Source organism: Serratia sp. TSO36, from assembly GCF_057808395.1.
In genome coordinates, this window is sequence record NZ_JBJZOU010000023.1 from 47,033 (window position 1) to 63,064 (window position 16,032).

The 16,032-nt window shown below is 62.5% G+C and carries 10 protein-coding genes; 4 read left to right on the forward strand and 6 right to left on the reverse strand.

Annotated elements, in window-relative coordinates:
* Positions 1 to 3 precede the first annotated feature (3 nt).
* The 5 genes from ACK3CV_RS20050 to ACK3CV_RS20070 form a co-directional block, all read right to left on the reverse strand.
* Entirely contained in the window at positions 4 to 456 is a 453-nt protein-coding gene (locus ACK3CV_RS20050) for a flavodoxin (protein ID WP_016929894.1), read from the reverse strand.
* A gap of 33 nt (positions 457 to 489) precedes the next feature.
* The gene (gene truC, locus ACK3CV_RS20055) at positions 490 to 1,260 is read right to left on the reverse strand and encodes a tRNA pseudouridine(65) synthase TruC (protein WP_033635741.1); all 771 of its coding nucleotides are present in this window, start codon (positions 1,258 to 1,260) and stop codon (positions 490 to 492) included.
* A 60-nt stretch (positions 1,261 to 1,320) separates the two neighbouring features.
* On the reverse strand, positions 1,321 to 3,669 hold the full coding sequence (gene pbpC / locus ACK3CV_RS20060; RefSeq protein ID WP_047570726.1) for a penicillin-binding protein 1C: 2,349 nt from the start codon (positions 3,667 to 3,669) through the stop codon (positions 1,321 to 1,323).
* Between the two features lie 49 nt (positions 3,670 to 3,718).
* Positions 3,719 to 9,694, reverse strand: coding sequence for an alpha-2-macroglobulin family protein (locus ACK3CV_RS20065; RefSeq protein WP_164040294.1), 5,976 nt, complete (start codon positions 9,692 to 9,694; stop codon positions 3,719 to 3,721).
* Between the two features lie 146 nt (positions 9,695 to 9,840).
* Positions 9,841 to 10,167 (reverse strand): YqcC family protein, encoded by a 327-nt coding sequence (locus tag ACK3CV_RS20070; RefSeq protein ID WP_033654135.1) that lies wholly within the window; start codon positions 10,165 to 10,167, stop codon positions 9,841 to 9,843.
* A gap of 178 nt (positions 10,168 to 10,345) precedes the next feature.
* On the opposite strand from ACK3CV_RS20070, the gene ACK3CV_RS20075 reads away from it, so the two are divergent.
* Entirely contained in the window at positions 10,346 to 11,584 is a 1,239-nt protein-coding gene (locus ACK3CV_RS20075; protein WP_033654117.1) for an MFS transporter, read from the forward strand.
* 610 nt (positions 11,585 to 12,194) lie between these two features.
* Here the strand turns inward: ACK3CV_RS20075 and syd are convergent.
* Positions 12,195 to 12,743 carry a SecY-interacting protein gene (gene syd / locus ACK3CV_RS20080; RefSeq protein ID WP_033649801.1) on the reverse strand — a complete coding sequence of 183 codons (549 nt, stop codon included), beginning with the start codon at positions 12,741 to 12,743 and terminating at the stop codon, positions 12,195 to 12,197.
* A 63-nt stretch (positions 12,744 to 12,806) separates the two neighbouring features.
* On the opposite strand from syd, the gene queF reads away from it, so the two are divergent.
* The 3 genes from queF to xni all read left to right on the forward strand — a co-directional run bounded on the left by queF (position 12,807) and on the right by xni (position 16,020).
* Positions 12,807 to 13,652 (forward strand): NADPH-dependent 7-cyano-7-deazaguanine reductase QueF, encoded by an 846-nt coding sequence (gene queF, locus ACK3CV_RS20085; protein ID WP_033649800.1) that lies wholly within the window; start codon positions 12,807 to 12,809, stop codon positions 13,650 to 13,652.
* A gap of 192 nt (positions 13,653 to 13,844) precedes the next feature.
* Positions 13,845 to 15,209, forward strand: coding sequence for a nucleotide 5'-monophosphate nucleosidase PpnN (gene ppnN, locus ACK3CV_RS20090; protein WP_019455737.1), 1,365 nt, complete (start codon positions 13,845 to 13,847; stop codon positions 15,207 to 15,209).
* A 52-nt stretch (positions 15,210 to 15,261) separates the two neighbouring features.
* The gene (xni, locus tag ACK3CV_RS20095; RefSeq protein WP_033635747.1) at positions 15,262 to 16,020 is read left to right on the forward strand and encodes a flap endonuclease Xni; all 759 of its coding nucleotides are present in this window, start codon (positions 15,262 to 15,264) and stop codon (positions 16,018 to 16,020) included.
* Positions 16,021 to 16,032 lie beyond the last annotated feature (12 nt).

The window sequence follows — 16,032 nt, forward strand, 5'->3', positions numbered from 1 at the left end:
ACTTTACGATTGCAGCAGCGTGCCCCACTGCTCGACCCACGGGCAGGCGGCCACTTCCGGCTCCGGCTGTTCCATCGCATCGATCTCCAGCACTTCGCCAACGCGGGTAGCGCCCTGCTCCTGCAGCAGCGCGTCGAACGCGCGCCCGGCGCCGCAGAAGTTGTCATAGCTGCTGTCGCCGAGGGCGATCAGCCCATAGCGCAGCTCCGGCTGGTAACCGACCTGATCGCGAATGGCGTGGAACAGCGGCGCGATGCTGTCCGGCAGATCGCCCTGCCCGGTGGTGGAGGTAATCACCAGCGCGTAGTGCTGACGATAATACTGCCAGGCCTCCAGCGTGCCCTCTTCGAACAGTTTGACCTCATGGCCCTGCTCGCTGAGGATGTTTTGCGCCTCTTCCGCCACCAGCAGCGAATTGCCGTAGACCGTTCCCACGAAGATACCAACCTGAGCCATGGCTCCTACTCCCTTCATTACCTTTAAAAATTGTCAGCTATCCTGACCGTTAGCCGCGCTAAACTCAACCCCGGCAAGTTCAGGGAATACTCCCGCCCAGCCGAACTGCGTCATCACCCCTTGCCAGTCTTCGTCCCAGCGCGCCGTCACCCGCAGCGCCTCACCGGTCACCGGGTGCGTCAGCTGCAGATGGCTGGCGTGCAGCATCAGGCGCGGGCAGCCGAAATGCTGCGCCATGCCGCGGTTCTGCCGCAGATCGCCGTGCTTGCTGTCGCCGATGATCGGATGGCGAAGATGCGCCATGTGGCGCCGCAGCTGGTGCTTGCGGCCGGTTTCCGGCTGCAGCTCCACCAGGCTGTAGCGCGCGCTGTCGTAGCGGCCGACGGCCACCGGCATCTCTACCTGCGCCAGCGGCCGGTAGTGCGTCACCGCCGGCTGCGGCCCTTTATCGGCATCGGCATGTTTATCGGCGATTTTGTCCAGCTCCGCCGTCAGCGGGTAGTCGAGGGTCGCCCCCTCCTGCACGTAGCCGCGCACCACCGCATGGTAGGTTTTCTGCACCTGATGCTGCTCGAACTGCAGCGACAGCAGACGCGCCACCTCGCTGGAGAGCGCCATCAGCAGCACGCCGGAAGTCGGGCGATCGAGACGGTGCACGGTAAAGACGTGCTGCCCGAGCTGATCGCGCACCGTCTGCATCATAAAGCGGGTCTCATGACGATCCAGCCAACTGCGGTGCACCAACCAGCCAGACGGCTTGTTCACCGCCACCAGGTGTTCATCCTGATACAAAATCTCAATCACATCGCTTTCCCAGGTAAATAGCCGTTTCGGGCGCGAGTATAACAGGCGTGCGGCTCAGCGCTAGTTCACCCATTCGATGGTCACCAGCCGCGTATCGGCGCGGCCGCGATCGTCCACCGCCCGAATGCGGTAGCGCCCGTTGTCGATCGGCCGCCAATCGATCGGCTTTTTGCTGGCGCTGCTGCCGAGATAGATATCGTCGACGAACCAGTACACCGTCTTGCTGTCGGCGTCCGTCACCGCGTTGAAGGCGATTTTATCTCGCCCCTGCTGCGACTGGCGCAGGGTATAGGTGGTATTTTTCAGCGGCGAAGTGATGCGCGGCGCGTTGCCGCCGACGGCGATGCCGTTGTCCTTGCAGCGGTTGACCGGCGGCGCCCGCTTCGGCAGCCCGGCCTGGGCGAACACGTTGGCCAGATCGGAAGGCCAGAACTCAAAGATTTCGGTGCGGGTCTGCGCCGCGTCATACGGCGGGCAAACGACCTCGCCGCTGTGAATATCCAGCACCACCGGCCGATAGACGCTGTCGACCTTGATCGGCGACTTGCCGGGAATGAACCAGGTCTTGCCCTTCTGCTGGCACCACGGCGTCGGCAGATCGCCGCTGGCGAGGCAAATATCCACCCGCCGCAGCCGTTGGGGGAACGGGTGCTTCGGTTCCCGCAGGCCGGGGTAGCTGGCATTGACGCTGTCGATGATGTTGAAGAACAGCGGCGCGGCCGCCTCGGCGCCGACCAACGCATTGTTGCCGCGCCCGTCGAAGTTGCCTTCCCACACCACCAGCACGTAAGGGCCGAAAATCCCGACGCTCCAGGCGTCGCGAAAGCCCCAGGAAGTGCCGGTCTTCCAGTACACCGGCAGCGAAGAAGAACGCTGCGCCAGCGTATCGCCCGGCCGCCGGTGCTGGCGCAGCATATCCAGCGTGATGAAACTGGCCTCCTCGCTCAGCAGCCGCACCGGCGTCGATTCGGCCTCGTTCAGCTGCATACGAAGCGGCCGCAGCTCGCCGCGGTTCGCCAGCAGCGCATACAGCTTCGCCAATTCCTGCGCCGTCACCTCGCCGCCGCCCAGCACCAGCGACAGCCCGTAGTGGCTCTCGTTGGCCATATTGGCGACGCCGGTCAGGCGCAAAAACTGATAAAAGGTCGGCTGGCGCAGCTGCGAGGCGACATACACCGCCGGGATGTTGCGGCTGAAATTCAGCGCGTCGGTGGCGGTCACCGGGCCGAGAAAGCGCCGGTCGAAATTTTCCGGGGCATAGGCGCCGAACGACGAAGGCACGTCCTTCAGGATGGTCATCGGATGCAGCACGCCCTGCTCCATGCCCAGCGCGTAGATGAACGGTTTGAGCGTCGAACCCGGCGAGCGTTTGGCGTTGGTGCCGTTCACCTGCCCCTGGATCGGACGGTTGTAATAGTCCGCCGATCCCACCAGCGCGCGCACCCCCATATCACGGCTGTCCACCAGCAGCACCGCAGCGTTTTGGATGCCGCGACTGCGGTTGCGAGCAATAAAGGCATTGACCTGCCGCTCAACCAGCCGCTGCAACCCGGCGTCCAGCGTGGTGTCGACGCGGGTATCGCGCTGCACCAGTTGCTGCGTCTGCTGGCGCAGCTGTTCGATAAAGTGCGGCGCGATATAGGGCACTTGCTCGGGCTGGCGCAGCGCCAGCGGCAGGCGGAACAGCGTTTGCTGGCTGGCGTCGGTGGGGTAAACCCGCTGCCAGCGCTGGAACAGACGGTTGCGCGCCTGCGTCAACGCGGCGCCGAGCACGCCGGTTTTCGGCTCCAGACGGTAGCTGGGCGACTGCGGCAGCACCGCCAGCGTCAGCGCCTCCGGCAGGGTCAAATCCTTCGGCGACTTGGCGAAATAGATCAAGCTGGCGGCGCCGATGCTTTCGATGTTGCGGCCGTAAGGGGCGTAATTCAGGTAGGCTTCCAGGATATCGCGCTTGGAGTAGCTCAGTTCCAGCTGCACCGCGCGCAGCACCTGTAGCAGCTTGCCGCCCGGCGTGCGGGTGTTGAGATGCCAGCGCATGCGCGCCAGCTGCATGCTGATGGTCGATCCACCCTGCATTTTGCCGCCGGCGACATAGCTGCGCCAGAAGCCGCGCATCAGGCTGACGGGGTTAAAACCGGGGTTGTAGTAGAACCAGCGGTCTTCGTGCAGCAGCAGCCCGCGCACCGCCAACGGCGACACCTGCTCCAGCGGCGTCCACAGCCGGTAGCGGTCGTCGTTGGCCAGGGTGATGCGCAGCAGCGCGCCGTGCCTGTCGTAATAGACGGAAGACTGCGGCAGCCCCTGCCACAGGGGCGGATGCGGCCACAGCCGAATCGCGGCCAGCAGCAGCGCCAGTAAAAACACCGCCATCAAGCCGTTTTGCAGCACGCGCCCGGTCAGGATCTTCATACGTTCTCACCACCCCGGCGCCAGACGCTGGCCTGGCGCCGGAGCCGGCCTAGTCGTTGCCCGCCGGCACCACCACCAGCTTGCCGCCGCCGGCCGACATCGCCTGTACTTCACGGTCATACATGGCTTCGCCGTAGGCCGGTGGAACAATAAAGCTGCCGGTATTGGTGGCCTTGATCTGATAGACGAACTCCTGCACCTCGGTGCCGGCGCTGCCATAGATAATCACCCGATCTTCACGGATATCGCTGTAATCCGGCGCCCAGGTGGAGCCGGTAGCGGCCAGCGGCGACTGCCAACCGCCGCGGTCTTCGCTCTCCTCGCCGGCATCGGCCGGTTCCGGCGGCGTCTGCTGCACCACTTCGAACCCGCCCGGCAGCAGATCGACGATCGCCAGGTTGCTCTGCCCCTCTTTCGAGTTGGCGCGCACCTTCAGATGGACATTGATCTTCTGCCCCAGCGTCACCTGCGTCACCGGCTTGCCCTGTTCGTCGGTGTAATCGCGGACGATCTCAATGCCGCGCGACAGCGCTTTTTGCGGCGCATTCAGGTCGTAACCGGCCTGCGTCACCACATACCAGGCCGGCGCGCTGCCGCCGTTGGTGAAGCGCACCGCGGTGGCATCGGCGTTGAACTGCCCCTGAACGAACAACCCCTGCAGCTCACTGATGCGCTGCGGCTCGCCGCCGCTTTTGCCTACCTGCACGATGCCCAAGGCATCCGCATTGGCGGATTGCGCCGCCACCTGGGCCGAATAGCTTTCCAGCGCCAGAATGCTCATCGCGGAGGAGTAGGTGGTGTAACGCTCTTCTTTCAGCGCCTTGACCATATTCTCCAGCACCTGCGGCGGGATCGACGCCACCTTCTCCGGGAAGTGACGGGTAATCAGATACAGCCGCGTCGCATCCTGCACCAGCGGATCGAAATAGTTCTGCGTCCACCAGGCGCTGTCATACGCCTTGCTCAGCTGCTGCCAGCTCGGTTGCAACAGCGCGGCGGCTTCGTCGTCCATCTTCAACAGGCGATAGGAAGAAGCCAGATACAGCGCGCTCAGATCGGTTTTCCACCCTTCGCCATAGCGTTTTTGCAGCGTATCCTGCACCGCCGCCAGCGAGTTGGTGGTCACTTCGCCTTGCAGCGTCAGCAGGTAAACCGCCCAGCTGCGCAGGCGCAGCAGATACAAATCGTCGAATCCGCTGGCCGCCAGCTCGCGCAATGCGCCGTTGGCCTCGTCCAGCATGCCTTCCGGCAGAGCGTAGCCCGCCGCTTTGGCTTCGAGCAGATACTGCACCACATAAGGCGTGACGAAAGGATCGGCATCCGGCGACGAACGCCAGGCGCCGATCGCTCCGCTGTCGTTCTGGCGCGCGCGCAGCACGCCAAGCAGGTTGCGCAGCTGCTTGCTGACTTCCGCCTGGCTCAGGCTGCTTTTCATCTCGGGGTGGCGGCTCTGCAGCATCAGCGGAATGGAGCGGCTGACGATCTGCTCGGAACAGTAATACGGGTAATCCGCCAGGTATTGCGCCAGCCCGCTGGTCAGCACGAGCGGCGAATTCGACACCGCCGCCCGGCGCTGCGCGAAAGCGTCGAACATCTGGCGCAGGCCATCGACGTTCTGACTGCCGCCGCTCATGCGCCCCATCACCGACTGGGTACGGTACGGCGCCGCCGGCCGCACCGAGGTGCTGACAGTGCGGCGGCTGGCCTGGTCGCCGTAACGGGCGTCGAACACCAGCGGCGCATCGCCCAGCACGGCTTTGGCACGCAGGCGGAAAGCGATCACGCCTTCGCGTTTTTCCGCCAGCGTCAGGCTTTGCGTCGCGTTGCCCACCACCTCCAACTGCGGCGGCGGCGTCAGCAGAACGTTGATGGCCACCGACTGTCCGTTCAGCCCGTCGAGGTTGTTGCTGACGCCCACGCTGACGTCGAACTCGTCACCCGGCGCCACCATCGCCGGCACGTTCGGCGTCATGATGAAATTGTCGCGCACCGTGGCGGCGGTTTGCGCCTTGCCGATTTTCTCCGGGGTCACCGAAATCGCCATCACGCGGATCTTGCCGTTGAAGTAGTCCGGCACCGGGTAGACGAACTGCTTCTCGCCGCTGACCTCGGTAATGCCGGACCAATAGGCCACCGGCTTGTCGCGCTTGCGCTTGAACGGGTTGAGGTTGAGATCCAGCCCTTCGCCCGCATCGCCGCCCGGCGCCGCGGTCAGCGCCATCAGCTTGCTGAACTCCGGCAGGATCAGATCGAGGATCTGCGAGCTGCTCACGTTCAGTTCACGCTTGCTGAAGAAGAACTCCAGCGGATCCTTCAGGCGGTAGCGCGCCACCTGCAGAATGCCCTCATCGACGGCGAACAGCGCCACCTGCTGCGGCGCGTCGGTCTTGACCGTCATCGTCAGGTTTTCACCCGGCTTGAGGACCTCCGGCGCCGTCACCTCGAGGCTGTTTTGCCGCGCCTTGGTGCTGATCTTGAACGGCATCACGCCATAGCTCAGCGGGCTCATGAAGATCTCGCTGGAGTTGATATCGCGCACGAACTGCACGTTGATGTAGCCGTTGCCCTCCATGCCGGCCGGCACGCGGATCTTCTGCACCGAGCTGGTGGTGTCGGTGTGGAACCACTGCCAGGCGTAAACTCTGTCCTTCTCGATGGTGATCAAGCCGCTGCCGGTATAAGGCGCGTTGATCGCCACCTCGATCTCTTCGCCCGGCTGGTATTCCGCCTGGTTCAGTTTCAGCTTCAGTTCGGCGTTGCGATCCAGCGAACGGCTCAGGTTGGCGTTGCCGGCCACGCTGTAGGCGACGCGGTTGAGCGTCTTGCCCTGCGCATCTTCAATCACCAGCACGAAGTCGCCCGGCTTATCGGTCGCCAGCCGCAGATCCGCGCCCTGCCCGCTCAGCGCCAGCGGCTGTTCCGACAGCTGCACTTCCTTCATCTTCGACTGGTATTTGTAAACGCCCGAATCCTGTTTGGTCAGCACCGAAATGTATTTCTGCTCGATCAATACCTGCTTCAGATTCGGCAGGGCGATCTGTTGCAGATTCGGATCGATGGCGATCACGTTCAGATGCCGCTCCGCGTCGCGGTTGATGTAGCCCAGATCGCCGTCCGCCTTCACCCCGATCAGGTAATCGTAAGGCGAAACCAGCGTGCGGGCGGTCGCCGCCACCGAGCGCCCGCCGCCGGCGACGAACGCCTCCGACAGCAGCTGCAGCTGATAAGTGGCGTCGGCGTAGGATTTCAGATCGAGCGGGATATCGGCCGCGCCGTGCTCATCGGTGGTGCGATCTTCCAGCTCGGTTTCGAACCCGTCGCTGTTTTGCCGATTTTCATAGAACGCATAATCCGGGAAGCGATCGAAGCTCGGATACATCGGCCGCAGCGTCAGCCTGGTGCTCACGCGGCGATCCTGCGCCGGGGTGCCGAACAGGTTCTGCACATCGATGCTGGCCTTCAGCTCGGACGGTTTGACCCAGCCTTGCTGGCGGTTCGGCGTCAGCGCCAGCTTCACTTTCAGCTGATCCGGTTCGAACTCCTTCACATTGACCGCGGTATGGCCGAGCAGCATGGAGGTATCGTTGTTTTTGCCGATCAGATACAGATAGACGTTCCACTCGCCGGTAGGCGAGTTTTCATCGGTGGTATAGCTCAGCTCATTGAAACCGCTGGCGCCCAGCGTCAGCGGCACGGTGGTCATCAGCTTGTCGCGCGGATCGCGGATTTCGGCGCGCACCGGCACGCCGGCCAGGCCAACGCCCCAGTCGGCGGCGCGGGTGATCAGGCCGATGTTAAAGGTATCCCCCGGCCGATAAACGCCGCGATCGGAGAACAGGTAACTGCTGAGCGTGCGCGGATCGGTCGGCGTTTGTTCACCGGCGACGTCGAAGCGCGAGAAGTCCAGCCCGCGATCGTTATAGCTGCCGGTCGGCAGGAAGGAGACATCCCCCTCCTTTTCCACCAGGAACATCACCGGCTGGCGCTCGTTGGTGTACACGTCGAGCGCCGGGAAACGCACGTGGCCGTCGGCCCCGGTGATTTGGCTGAGCAGCGTCACGCCATTTTTGGCCACCACCGACACGTTGGCGCCGCTGACCGGCGCGCCGCTTTGAATCGACTGCACAAAGACGTCGCGCGTCTTATCCTGCGAGCTCTTGGCGACGATGCCCAGATCGGTCACCACCACAAAGCGCGAATCGCCGACGTCGGGCTGATCTTCCCCGGTGCTCTCGTCCGGTTCCTGTTCTGGCTCGGCGCCCGCCTCTTCCGCCGCCGGTTTCCGGTTCGGCTGCCATTCGGACAGCGTCAGCAGGAATACTCCGCGATGGGAACTGGCGTTGGTGGAGAGATAGCGGGAGAGATCGATGCCCTGATAGTTCACTTCCCCCGGCCGCTCGTTGTTGAGCGCCGTCTGGTATTTGAAATGCTCGGTGAAATATTCGTCGTTGAGCCGGTTGAATTCCGTGGACGAGTATTCCCGGCTTTTGAAGGAAACAATGTGCTGCAGCTGGCTCGGGATCACCCGCTTGATGTCCAGCCGCAGGCCCGCCACGTTGCGCGCCGCCACGCTGATCTGTTTGTCGCCGTTGACCGACAGCAGCGAGCCTGCGGACATGAACTGCAGCGATTTCGGGAACTCCGGCACTTCGACCACTCGATAAACCTTCTTCGGCATTTTGTAACCGCCGACGGAGACCAGCTGGTTGTCTATCTCGATCAGCACGAAGCGGTGCGCCGGGGCTTCAAAGCGGAAGCTGAACTGCGGCTGGTAGGCCTCTTCCGCCTCGTTAAGCGTCAATGGCAATGCCGTCGCCTGCGCCAGCACGTTTTTGCCGACGCTGTCGACCGTCCATTGATAGAAATCTTCGGCATCGTTGGCGGTCTCGGCATCGCTCGGATCGTGCTGCGGCAGCAGCCAGGCCTTGGTGGCCCGCGCCAGCTCTTTATCCTTCACCGCATCGCTGAAACCGACCACCAGCGCACGCTGCCCTTGGCCGCCGTCGGTATCCACCACCTGGGCGCTGGCGTCGCTCAGCGCCAGGCTGTACAGCGTCGGTACTTTGACCCAGTTGCTTTTCGCCTCAGCGACCGCATTGCCGGCCGCCGTCGATTTAACGCCTTTGCCGACGGTCAGATGCACAGCACCGCCCTGATCCAGCGCCTGCAGCGGCTCGGAATGCACCCAGGCGTTCAGTTTTTTCTCGTCATAGACCAGGGAGAAGTTCAGCTTTTGCTCGGAGGAAGCGCTGCCCTCCTTCAATCCCAGCGAAATCTGTTTTTCAAAGCTGGCGACGTCGACCGGCGCATTGAACTGCAAATTGAAAATCGCGCTGCGTTTCTGCGCATCTTGCGGATCGCGGTAATACTCGGCCTGCCCCAGGCGGTAATCGAACGCGGGCACGGTGAAGGCATAGCGGGTTTTGGCGAGCTTGACCTGCGGCGCCAGCAAGGTGGCGGGCTCGAGGGTTACGTCATATTTCGCGCCCATCGGCAGCGGTTTTTTCGGCGTGAACACCAGCGTCGACTCATTGCGCCACGCCCACTGCCCTTCCGCAGCCGGTTTGAGGATGATGCCGGCGCTCACGGTTTTACCCACCGCGCTTATTGCCGCGGCCGAGCCGCTGAAAGTCAGGCTCACCGTTTGCGGCGCCTGCCGGGCGGCGGCGTAGTCTATCGGCTCGGGGTTGGGCAACTCGGCGCTGATCTCCTGAACCGCCATCGGCGCCGGTTCGATGGGCTGGGGGCGGTTTTGCCACCAGTGCCAGCCGTAAAACGCGCCGCCTGCGGCGCCAGCCAACAACAGCAGGCCTAGACCAATCGCTTTCGGGTGTTTATCCACGCCGCTTTCGAGCCGCAAAAAACCGCGCGGCAGCGCAGCCCACCAGGCCGGCGCACGCCAGCTGAGGTTGCCGACCAGCGGTCTCAGCAACCGCCCTAACAGCGACAACGCCCCACCCAGCAGGCGGCAAACGCCCTTAACCAGGGTAAAAGGCAAACGCAGGATAAACCTTAATAAATCCATTATTGCAGCACCTCATCATCCTAATGCAGCCCCCGGTCAACCGCCGCGGTTCAACCGAGCCGAAAGACGCCTTCGGCTCTCCTGCCCGGCATCCGCGCGAGTACTCTACACTGCCGGGCGGCAAAAATCTGCGCGCCGCCGGCGAATTACGGCGCTTTATTCAACATCAAATCCAGCTGTTGCAGCAGCACCAGCAGCGGCAGGCTGCTCGGTTCACGATCTTTCAACGCCTCTTCGAAATAAGGCGTGATGGCGAAGCGCGTCGGCAGCGGCGCTTCGGCGTCCAGCAACGCATACATGCGCGGCAAGAACACCCACTGCAGCCAGGCTTCGGCCGACATGCTGTCGATGCAGAACGGCTCGGTGCTGGAGAAGGCCTCATGATCAGGCGGCGCGGCCTGCCACAGCGCCAGATCGCGCATGGATTGTTCAATCGCCTGCAAACTGCGGCGCACCTGGTTATGTATACTCATCTGCATTCCCGATCTCTTTTCATCATGGTATTCAGCGCGCTGGCTGAAAGGCGGCAAAGCATAGCATTTTTATAGCCCAAATTCGGCGCGTCTGAGACAGCCCGCCGTTTTTATCTGGTGGCGTCCGCCGCCGCGCGGCACAATAGGCCCACCGAGTTCACCACACAGATAAAGATTCATGTCCGTAATAACAGAGAAAAAAAACCACGCGACGCCCGGTAAGGCCATGCTGGCTTCGGTCACCGGTTACGCCATGGACGGGTTTGACCTGCTGATCCTCGGCTTTATGCTGCCGGCCATCAGCAGCGAATTGGGATTAACCTCATCGGCCGCCGGTTCGCTGGTCACCTGGACGCTGATCGGCGCGGTGCTGGGCGGCGTGATCTTCGGCCACCTCAGCGATCGCTTCGGCCGAATCCGGGTGCTCACGATCACCATCCTGATGTTTTCCCTGTTCACCGGCCTGTGCGCCGTGGCGCAAGGATATTGGGATCTGCTGGCCTATCGCACCCTGGCGGGCATCGGGCTGGGCGGCGAGTTCGGCATCGGCATGGCGCTGATCGCCGAAGCCTGGCCGGCGGAGAAGCGCAACCGCGCTTCGGCTTACGTCGGCATGGGCTGGCAACTGGGCGTGCTGGCGGCCGCCTTCCTGACGCCGCTGCTGCTGGAACACATCGGCTGGCGCGGCATGTTTTTGGTCGGCCTGCTGCCGGCGCTGGCGTCATTCCTGATCCGCCGCACTCTGGGCGAACCGGAGGAATTCGTACGGCAGAAAGACGCTGGGCAATCGCTCTCCTTCCTGCAGCGTTTGCGCCTGCTGTTCAAGGATCGCGCCACCAGCAGGGCCAGCATCGGCATCTTCATTCTCTGTTCGGTGCAGAACTTCGGTTACTACGGCCTGATGATCTGGATGCCGACTTACCTGGCGAAAAACTTTGGCTTCTCGCTCACCAAGTCCGGCCTGTGGACGGCGGTGACGGTGGTCGGCATGACGTTCGGCATCTGGCTGTTTGGCGTACTGGCCGACCGCTTTCCCCGCTGGAAGATCTTCGTGCTGTATCAGGTCGGCGCCGTGGTGATGGTGATCGGTTACGCCCAGTTGAGCGACCCGACGCTGATGCTGTTCGCCGGTGCCGTGATGGGCATGTTCGTCAACGGCATGATCGGCGGCTACGGCGCGTTAATTTCCGATACCTACCCGGTGCAGGCACGCGCCACCGCGCAGAACATCCTGTTCAATCTGGGGCGCGGCGTCGGCGGCCTGGGGCCATTGGTAATCGGTGCGCTGGTGACGCAGGTGTCGTTTACCGCGGCCATCAGCCTGCTGGCGGCAATTTACCTGCTGGATATCTACGCCACGCTGTTCCTGCTGCCGAAAAAACAGGGCGCAGGCGATACGCTGGGCGCGATTGGTTAACGCTGAAGAGGGATTAAGGCAGGGCCGCACGCGCGGCGGAATGGAACAAAAAGTTGGGGGCACTGCGTTAACAGTGCCCCCGGTTCGTTTTATAGCTATCCCGCTACACAGCGTGCTCCCTGCTCAATCCTTGAAAACTTTTCCTGCGGCCATCCTGACCAAGCGATCCTTGCATCATCCTGCAGCATCGTCCTGACGCGGTTCCTCAGCCTTCCTGACCCGCCGACAGTCCTGTGCCGGCTCTCAATCTCCGTCCTGGAGGTGTCCCTGGTTTCTATCCTGAAACATCCTGGGCATCTCCTGACGCCATCCTTCGCTCTTGCCTGAGCGCATCCCTTTCTTCTTCCTGAAGCTGCATCATCCTGATGCTTTCCTGCTCCGCCGGTTCCGTTCCGGTAACGATAAGATCGCTTAAATTCCCCGGAATCACAAGGGTTTGGGAGGTGTCTCACACTAAATTAAGCCTAAGAGTTATCCTAAAGAAATTCTAACCAATTGATCTGGATAACAATAATCTCATCGCCTGGAGAAAGGCGGGAAAAATTAAGAGCGATCTCTCACAGCCCGTGTGAGAGATCTCGCACACGGGCGACGGCGAATCCGTCGCCATTCAGTCCAGCACCGGGCGCAGCGCATCGAGGAAATTCCCCAGCGTCGCCGCCAGCAGGGTACGCTTATCGCTGCCGAACTGTTCCAGCACCACGTTGCCGCTGACGTTGCACAACGACACCATCGTCATCTCGGATTCGGTGGTCGCCAGGAACAGCGTTGGCGGCAGCTTGAGGCGCTTTTGCGTCACCAGATGGCCGATCAGGTTCTCCTGCAGGCGGATAAAATCCTCTTCGCTCCAGACCTGCAGCAGGCTCAGACGATGCTCGCCGAACTGTGCGCTCATGTCGCCGGCGTATTGCTGCGTGTAGAAACGGTGCGCGTCCGGCTGCAAACGCAGCTCCAGCGCGGCTTCTACCTTTTCCAACGTCGCCGCCGGTTCGAAAGGCTGTGGCAACCACAACACTTCGTCCTCGCGGTTCTCCACGATGCAGGGCGACGGCACGCCGTACAGCGCCTGGCTGGCCGGCGCGTGGCCGCGCTCTTGCTGCCACAACTCGACATAGCGTTGAGTGAATTCACGCAGAGCGTGCGATACATCATGGTCCATATTCTTTCCCGCATACGTTAAACTGACGGCCATTGTACCTATCTCTGACCAAGGTGACAGCAGATGTCCTCATATCAAGACCACCAGGCCCTGTCGGGGCTGACGCTGGGCAAACCCACCGCCTACCGCGATCGCTACGACGCCTCGCTGCTGCAGGCGGTGCCGCGCAGCATGAACCGCGAGCCGCTGGGGCTGTACCCCGATAACCTCCCCTTCCACGGCGCGGACATCTGGACGCTGTACGAGCTCTCCTGGCTGAACGCCAACGGGCTGCCGCAGGTGGCGGTCGGTGAAATCAGCCTCAACGCCGACAGCCTGAACCTGATCGAATCGAAAAGCTTCAAGCTGTATCTCAACAGCTTCAACCAAACCCCGTTCGCCGATTGGGAAACGGTGCGCAGCACGCTGCAGCGCGATCTGTCCGCCTGCGCCCAGGGCGAGGTGAGCGTCACCCTGTTCAGCGTCGAGCAGTTGGAAGGCACGCCGATCGCCCGCCTGGCCGGCGACTGCATCGATCAGCAGGATATCCGCATCGACAATTATGAGTTCAACGCCGACTACCTGTTGAACGCCGCCGGTGAAGAGGTGGTGGAAGAGCAATTGGTCAGCCACCTGCTGAAGTCCAACTGCCTGATCACCCATCAACCAGACTGGGGCTCGGTGCAGATAAGCTACCGCGGCGGCAAGATCGATCGCGAAGCGCTGCTGCGCTACCTGGTCTCCTTCCGCCACCACAACGAATTCCACGAGCAGTGCGTCGAGCGCATCTTTAACGATTTGATGCGCTACTGCCGGCCGCAAAGCCTGACGGTTTACGCCCGCTACACCCGCCGCGGCGGGCTGGATATCAACCCGTGGCGCAGCAACGTCGAATTCGCTCCCGAACGCGGCCGCCTGGCGCGCCAATAAGTGCGAAACATTGCTCAACAACTGAGCTAACGAGCGGTTTATGTTGGTAAAAGCGCAGGGACGGCGGTAAGGTTAAAACGAGGCTGCGGCCGGGCGGAGCGCCCGCTGCGCCGCAGCACGCCAACCATAACGAGATGCTGTTTTGCTGCGTATGGATTACTACCGCCCCGCACCGGGTGCAAAGGAGTTACCTTGATTACACACATCAGCCCGCTTGGCTCTATGGATTTATTGTCGCAGCTGGAAGTAGACATGCTGAAGCGTACCGCCAGCAGCGACCTGTACCGCCTGTTCCGCAACTGTTCGCTGGCCGTGTTGAACTCCGGCAGCCAAACCGACAACAGCAAACAGCTGCTGTCACGCTATGAAACCTTCGACATCAACGTGCTGCGCCGCGAACGCGGGGTGAAGCTGGAGCTGGTCAACCCGCCGGAAGAGGCGTTCGTCGACGGCCGCATCATCCGCTCGCTGCAGGCCAACCTGTTCGCCGTACTGCGCGACATCCTGTTCGTACACGGCCAAATCGCCAGCGCCGGCCGTTTCCAGCACCTGAACCTGGAAAACTCGGCCCACATCACCAACCTGGTATTCTCGATCCTGCGCAATGCACGCACGCTGCATCTGGATGAAGATCCCAATATGGTGGTGTGCTGGGGCGGCCACTCGATCAACGAGAACGAATACCTTTACGCGCGCAAGGTCGGCAGCCAGCTGGGCCTGCGCGAGCTGAACATCTGCACCGGCTGCGGGCCGGGCGCGATGGAAGCGCCGATGAAAGGCGCGGCGGTCGGTCACGCGCAGCAGCGTTACCGCAACAGCCGTTTCATCGGCATGACCGAGCCGTCGATCATCGCCGCCGAGCCGCCAAACCCGCTGGTGAACGAGCTGGTGATCATGCCGGACATCGAAAAGCGCCTGGAAGCCTTCGTGCGCATCGCGCACGGCATCATCATCTTCCCGGGCGGCGTCGGCACCGCCGAAGAGCTGCTGTACCTGCTGGGTATCCTGATGAACCCGGAGAACAGCGAACAGGTGCTGCCGCTGATCCTGACCGGGCCGAAAGAGAGCGCCGATTACTTCCGCGTGCTGGACGAGTTCATCATGAACACGCTGGGCGATGCCGCGCGCCGTCACTACACCATCATCATTGACGATCCGGCGGAAGTGGCGCGGCAGATGAAGAAAGCCATGCCGCTGGTGAAGGAAAACCGCCGCAACACCGGCGACGCCTACAGCTTCAACTGGTCGATCCGCATCGCGCCGGATCTGCAGCTGCCGTTCGAGCCGACCCACGAGAACATGGCGAACCTCAACCTGTATCCGAACCAGCCGCCGGAGCAATTGGCCGCCGCGCTGCGCCGCGCGTTCTCCGGCATCGTGGCCGGCAACGTGAAGGAAAACGGCATCCACGCCATCGAGCAGTTCGGCCCGTACAAGCTGCACGGCGAGCCGCAGATGATGAAACAGATGGACAGCCTGCTGCAGGGCTTTGTCGCCCAGCACCGCATGAAGCTGCCGGGCAGCGCCTATGTGCCCTGCTACGAAATCGTCGCCTGACCCTCAATCCCGGGCGGCGTAACGGCCGCCCCGTTTTCTGACCTTGCCGCCCATGATGATACACCTACTGATTGTCGACGCCCTGAACCTCATCCGCCGCATTCACGCCGTGCAGGGTTCCCCTTGCGTCAACGCCTGCCGCCACGCGCTGCAGCAGTTGATCCAGCACAGCCGCCCGACCCACGCGGTGGCGGTCTTCGACGAGGACGATCGCCGCGACAGCTGGCGTCACCAAATTCTGCCGGACTACAAGGCCGGGCGTTCGCCGATGCCGGAAAACCTGCAGCAGGAGATGCCGCAGCTGCGCGAGGCCTTCGCCGAACTGGGCGTCGCCAGCTGGCATTCTCCCGGCAACGAGGCGGACGATCTGGCGGCCACGCTGGCGGCGAAGGTCGCCGGCGGCGGCCACCAGGTGACCATCGTCTCCACCGACAAAGGCTACTGCCAGCTTTTGGCGCCGAACGTGCAGATCCGTGATTACTTCCAGAAACGCTGGCTGGATATGCCTTTCGTGCAACAGGAATTCGGCGTGCAGCCGCAGCAGCTGCCGGACTATTGGGGGCTGGCGGGGATCGGCAGCAGCAAGATCCCCGGCGTGGCCGGTATCGGGCCGAAAACCGCCGTGCTGCTGTTGCAGCAGTCGGGCAGCCTGGATGGGCTCTATCAGCAGCTGGAACAGGTGCCGGAGAAATGGCGCGGCAAGCTGGAGCGGCACCGCGAGCTGGCCTACGTCAGCAAACAAGTCGCCACGCTGCGCACCGATCTGTCGCTGGACGGCAACCTGCAGCAGCTGCGCCTGCCGATACCATAAGGGCGCTGCAAG

What these genes read in the sequence shown, in the direction of transcription:
- ACK3CV_RS20070 (WP_033654135.1), bottom strand. Translation starts at nt 10,167, where the DNA reads ATGAGTATACATAACCAGGTGCGCCGCAGTTTGCAGGCGATTGAACAA.
- syd (WP_033649801.1), bottom strand. Translation starts at nt 12,743, where the DNA reads ATGGACCATGATGTATCGCACGCTCTGCGTGAATTCACTCAACGCTAT.
- ACK3CV_RS20050 (WP_016929894.1), bottom strand. Translation starts at nt 456, where the DNA reads ATGGCTCAGGTTGGTATCTTCGTGGGAACGGTCTACGGCAATTCGCTG.
- queF (WP_033649800.1), top strand. Translation starts at nt 12,807, where the DNA reads ATGTCCTCATATCAAGACCACCAGGCCCTGTCGGGGCTGACGCTGGGC.
- ACK3CV_RS20075 (WP_033654117.1), top strand. Translation starts at nt 10,346, where the DNA reads ATGTCCGTAATAACAGAGAAAAAAAACCACGCGACGCCCGGTAAGGCC.
- pbpC (WP_047570726.1), bottom strand. Translation starts at nt 3,669, where the DNA reads ATGAAGATCCTGACCGGGCGCGTGCTGCAAAACGGCTTGATGGCGGTG.
- xni (WP_033635747.1), top strand. Translation starts at nt 15,262, where the DNA reads ATGATGATACACCTACTGATTGTCGACGCCCTGAACCTCATCCGCCGC.
- ACK3CV_RS20065 (WP_164040294.1), bottom strand. Translation starts at nt 9,694, where the DNA reads ATGGATTTATTAAGGTTTATCCTGCGTTTGCCTTTTACCCTGGTTAAG.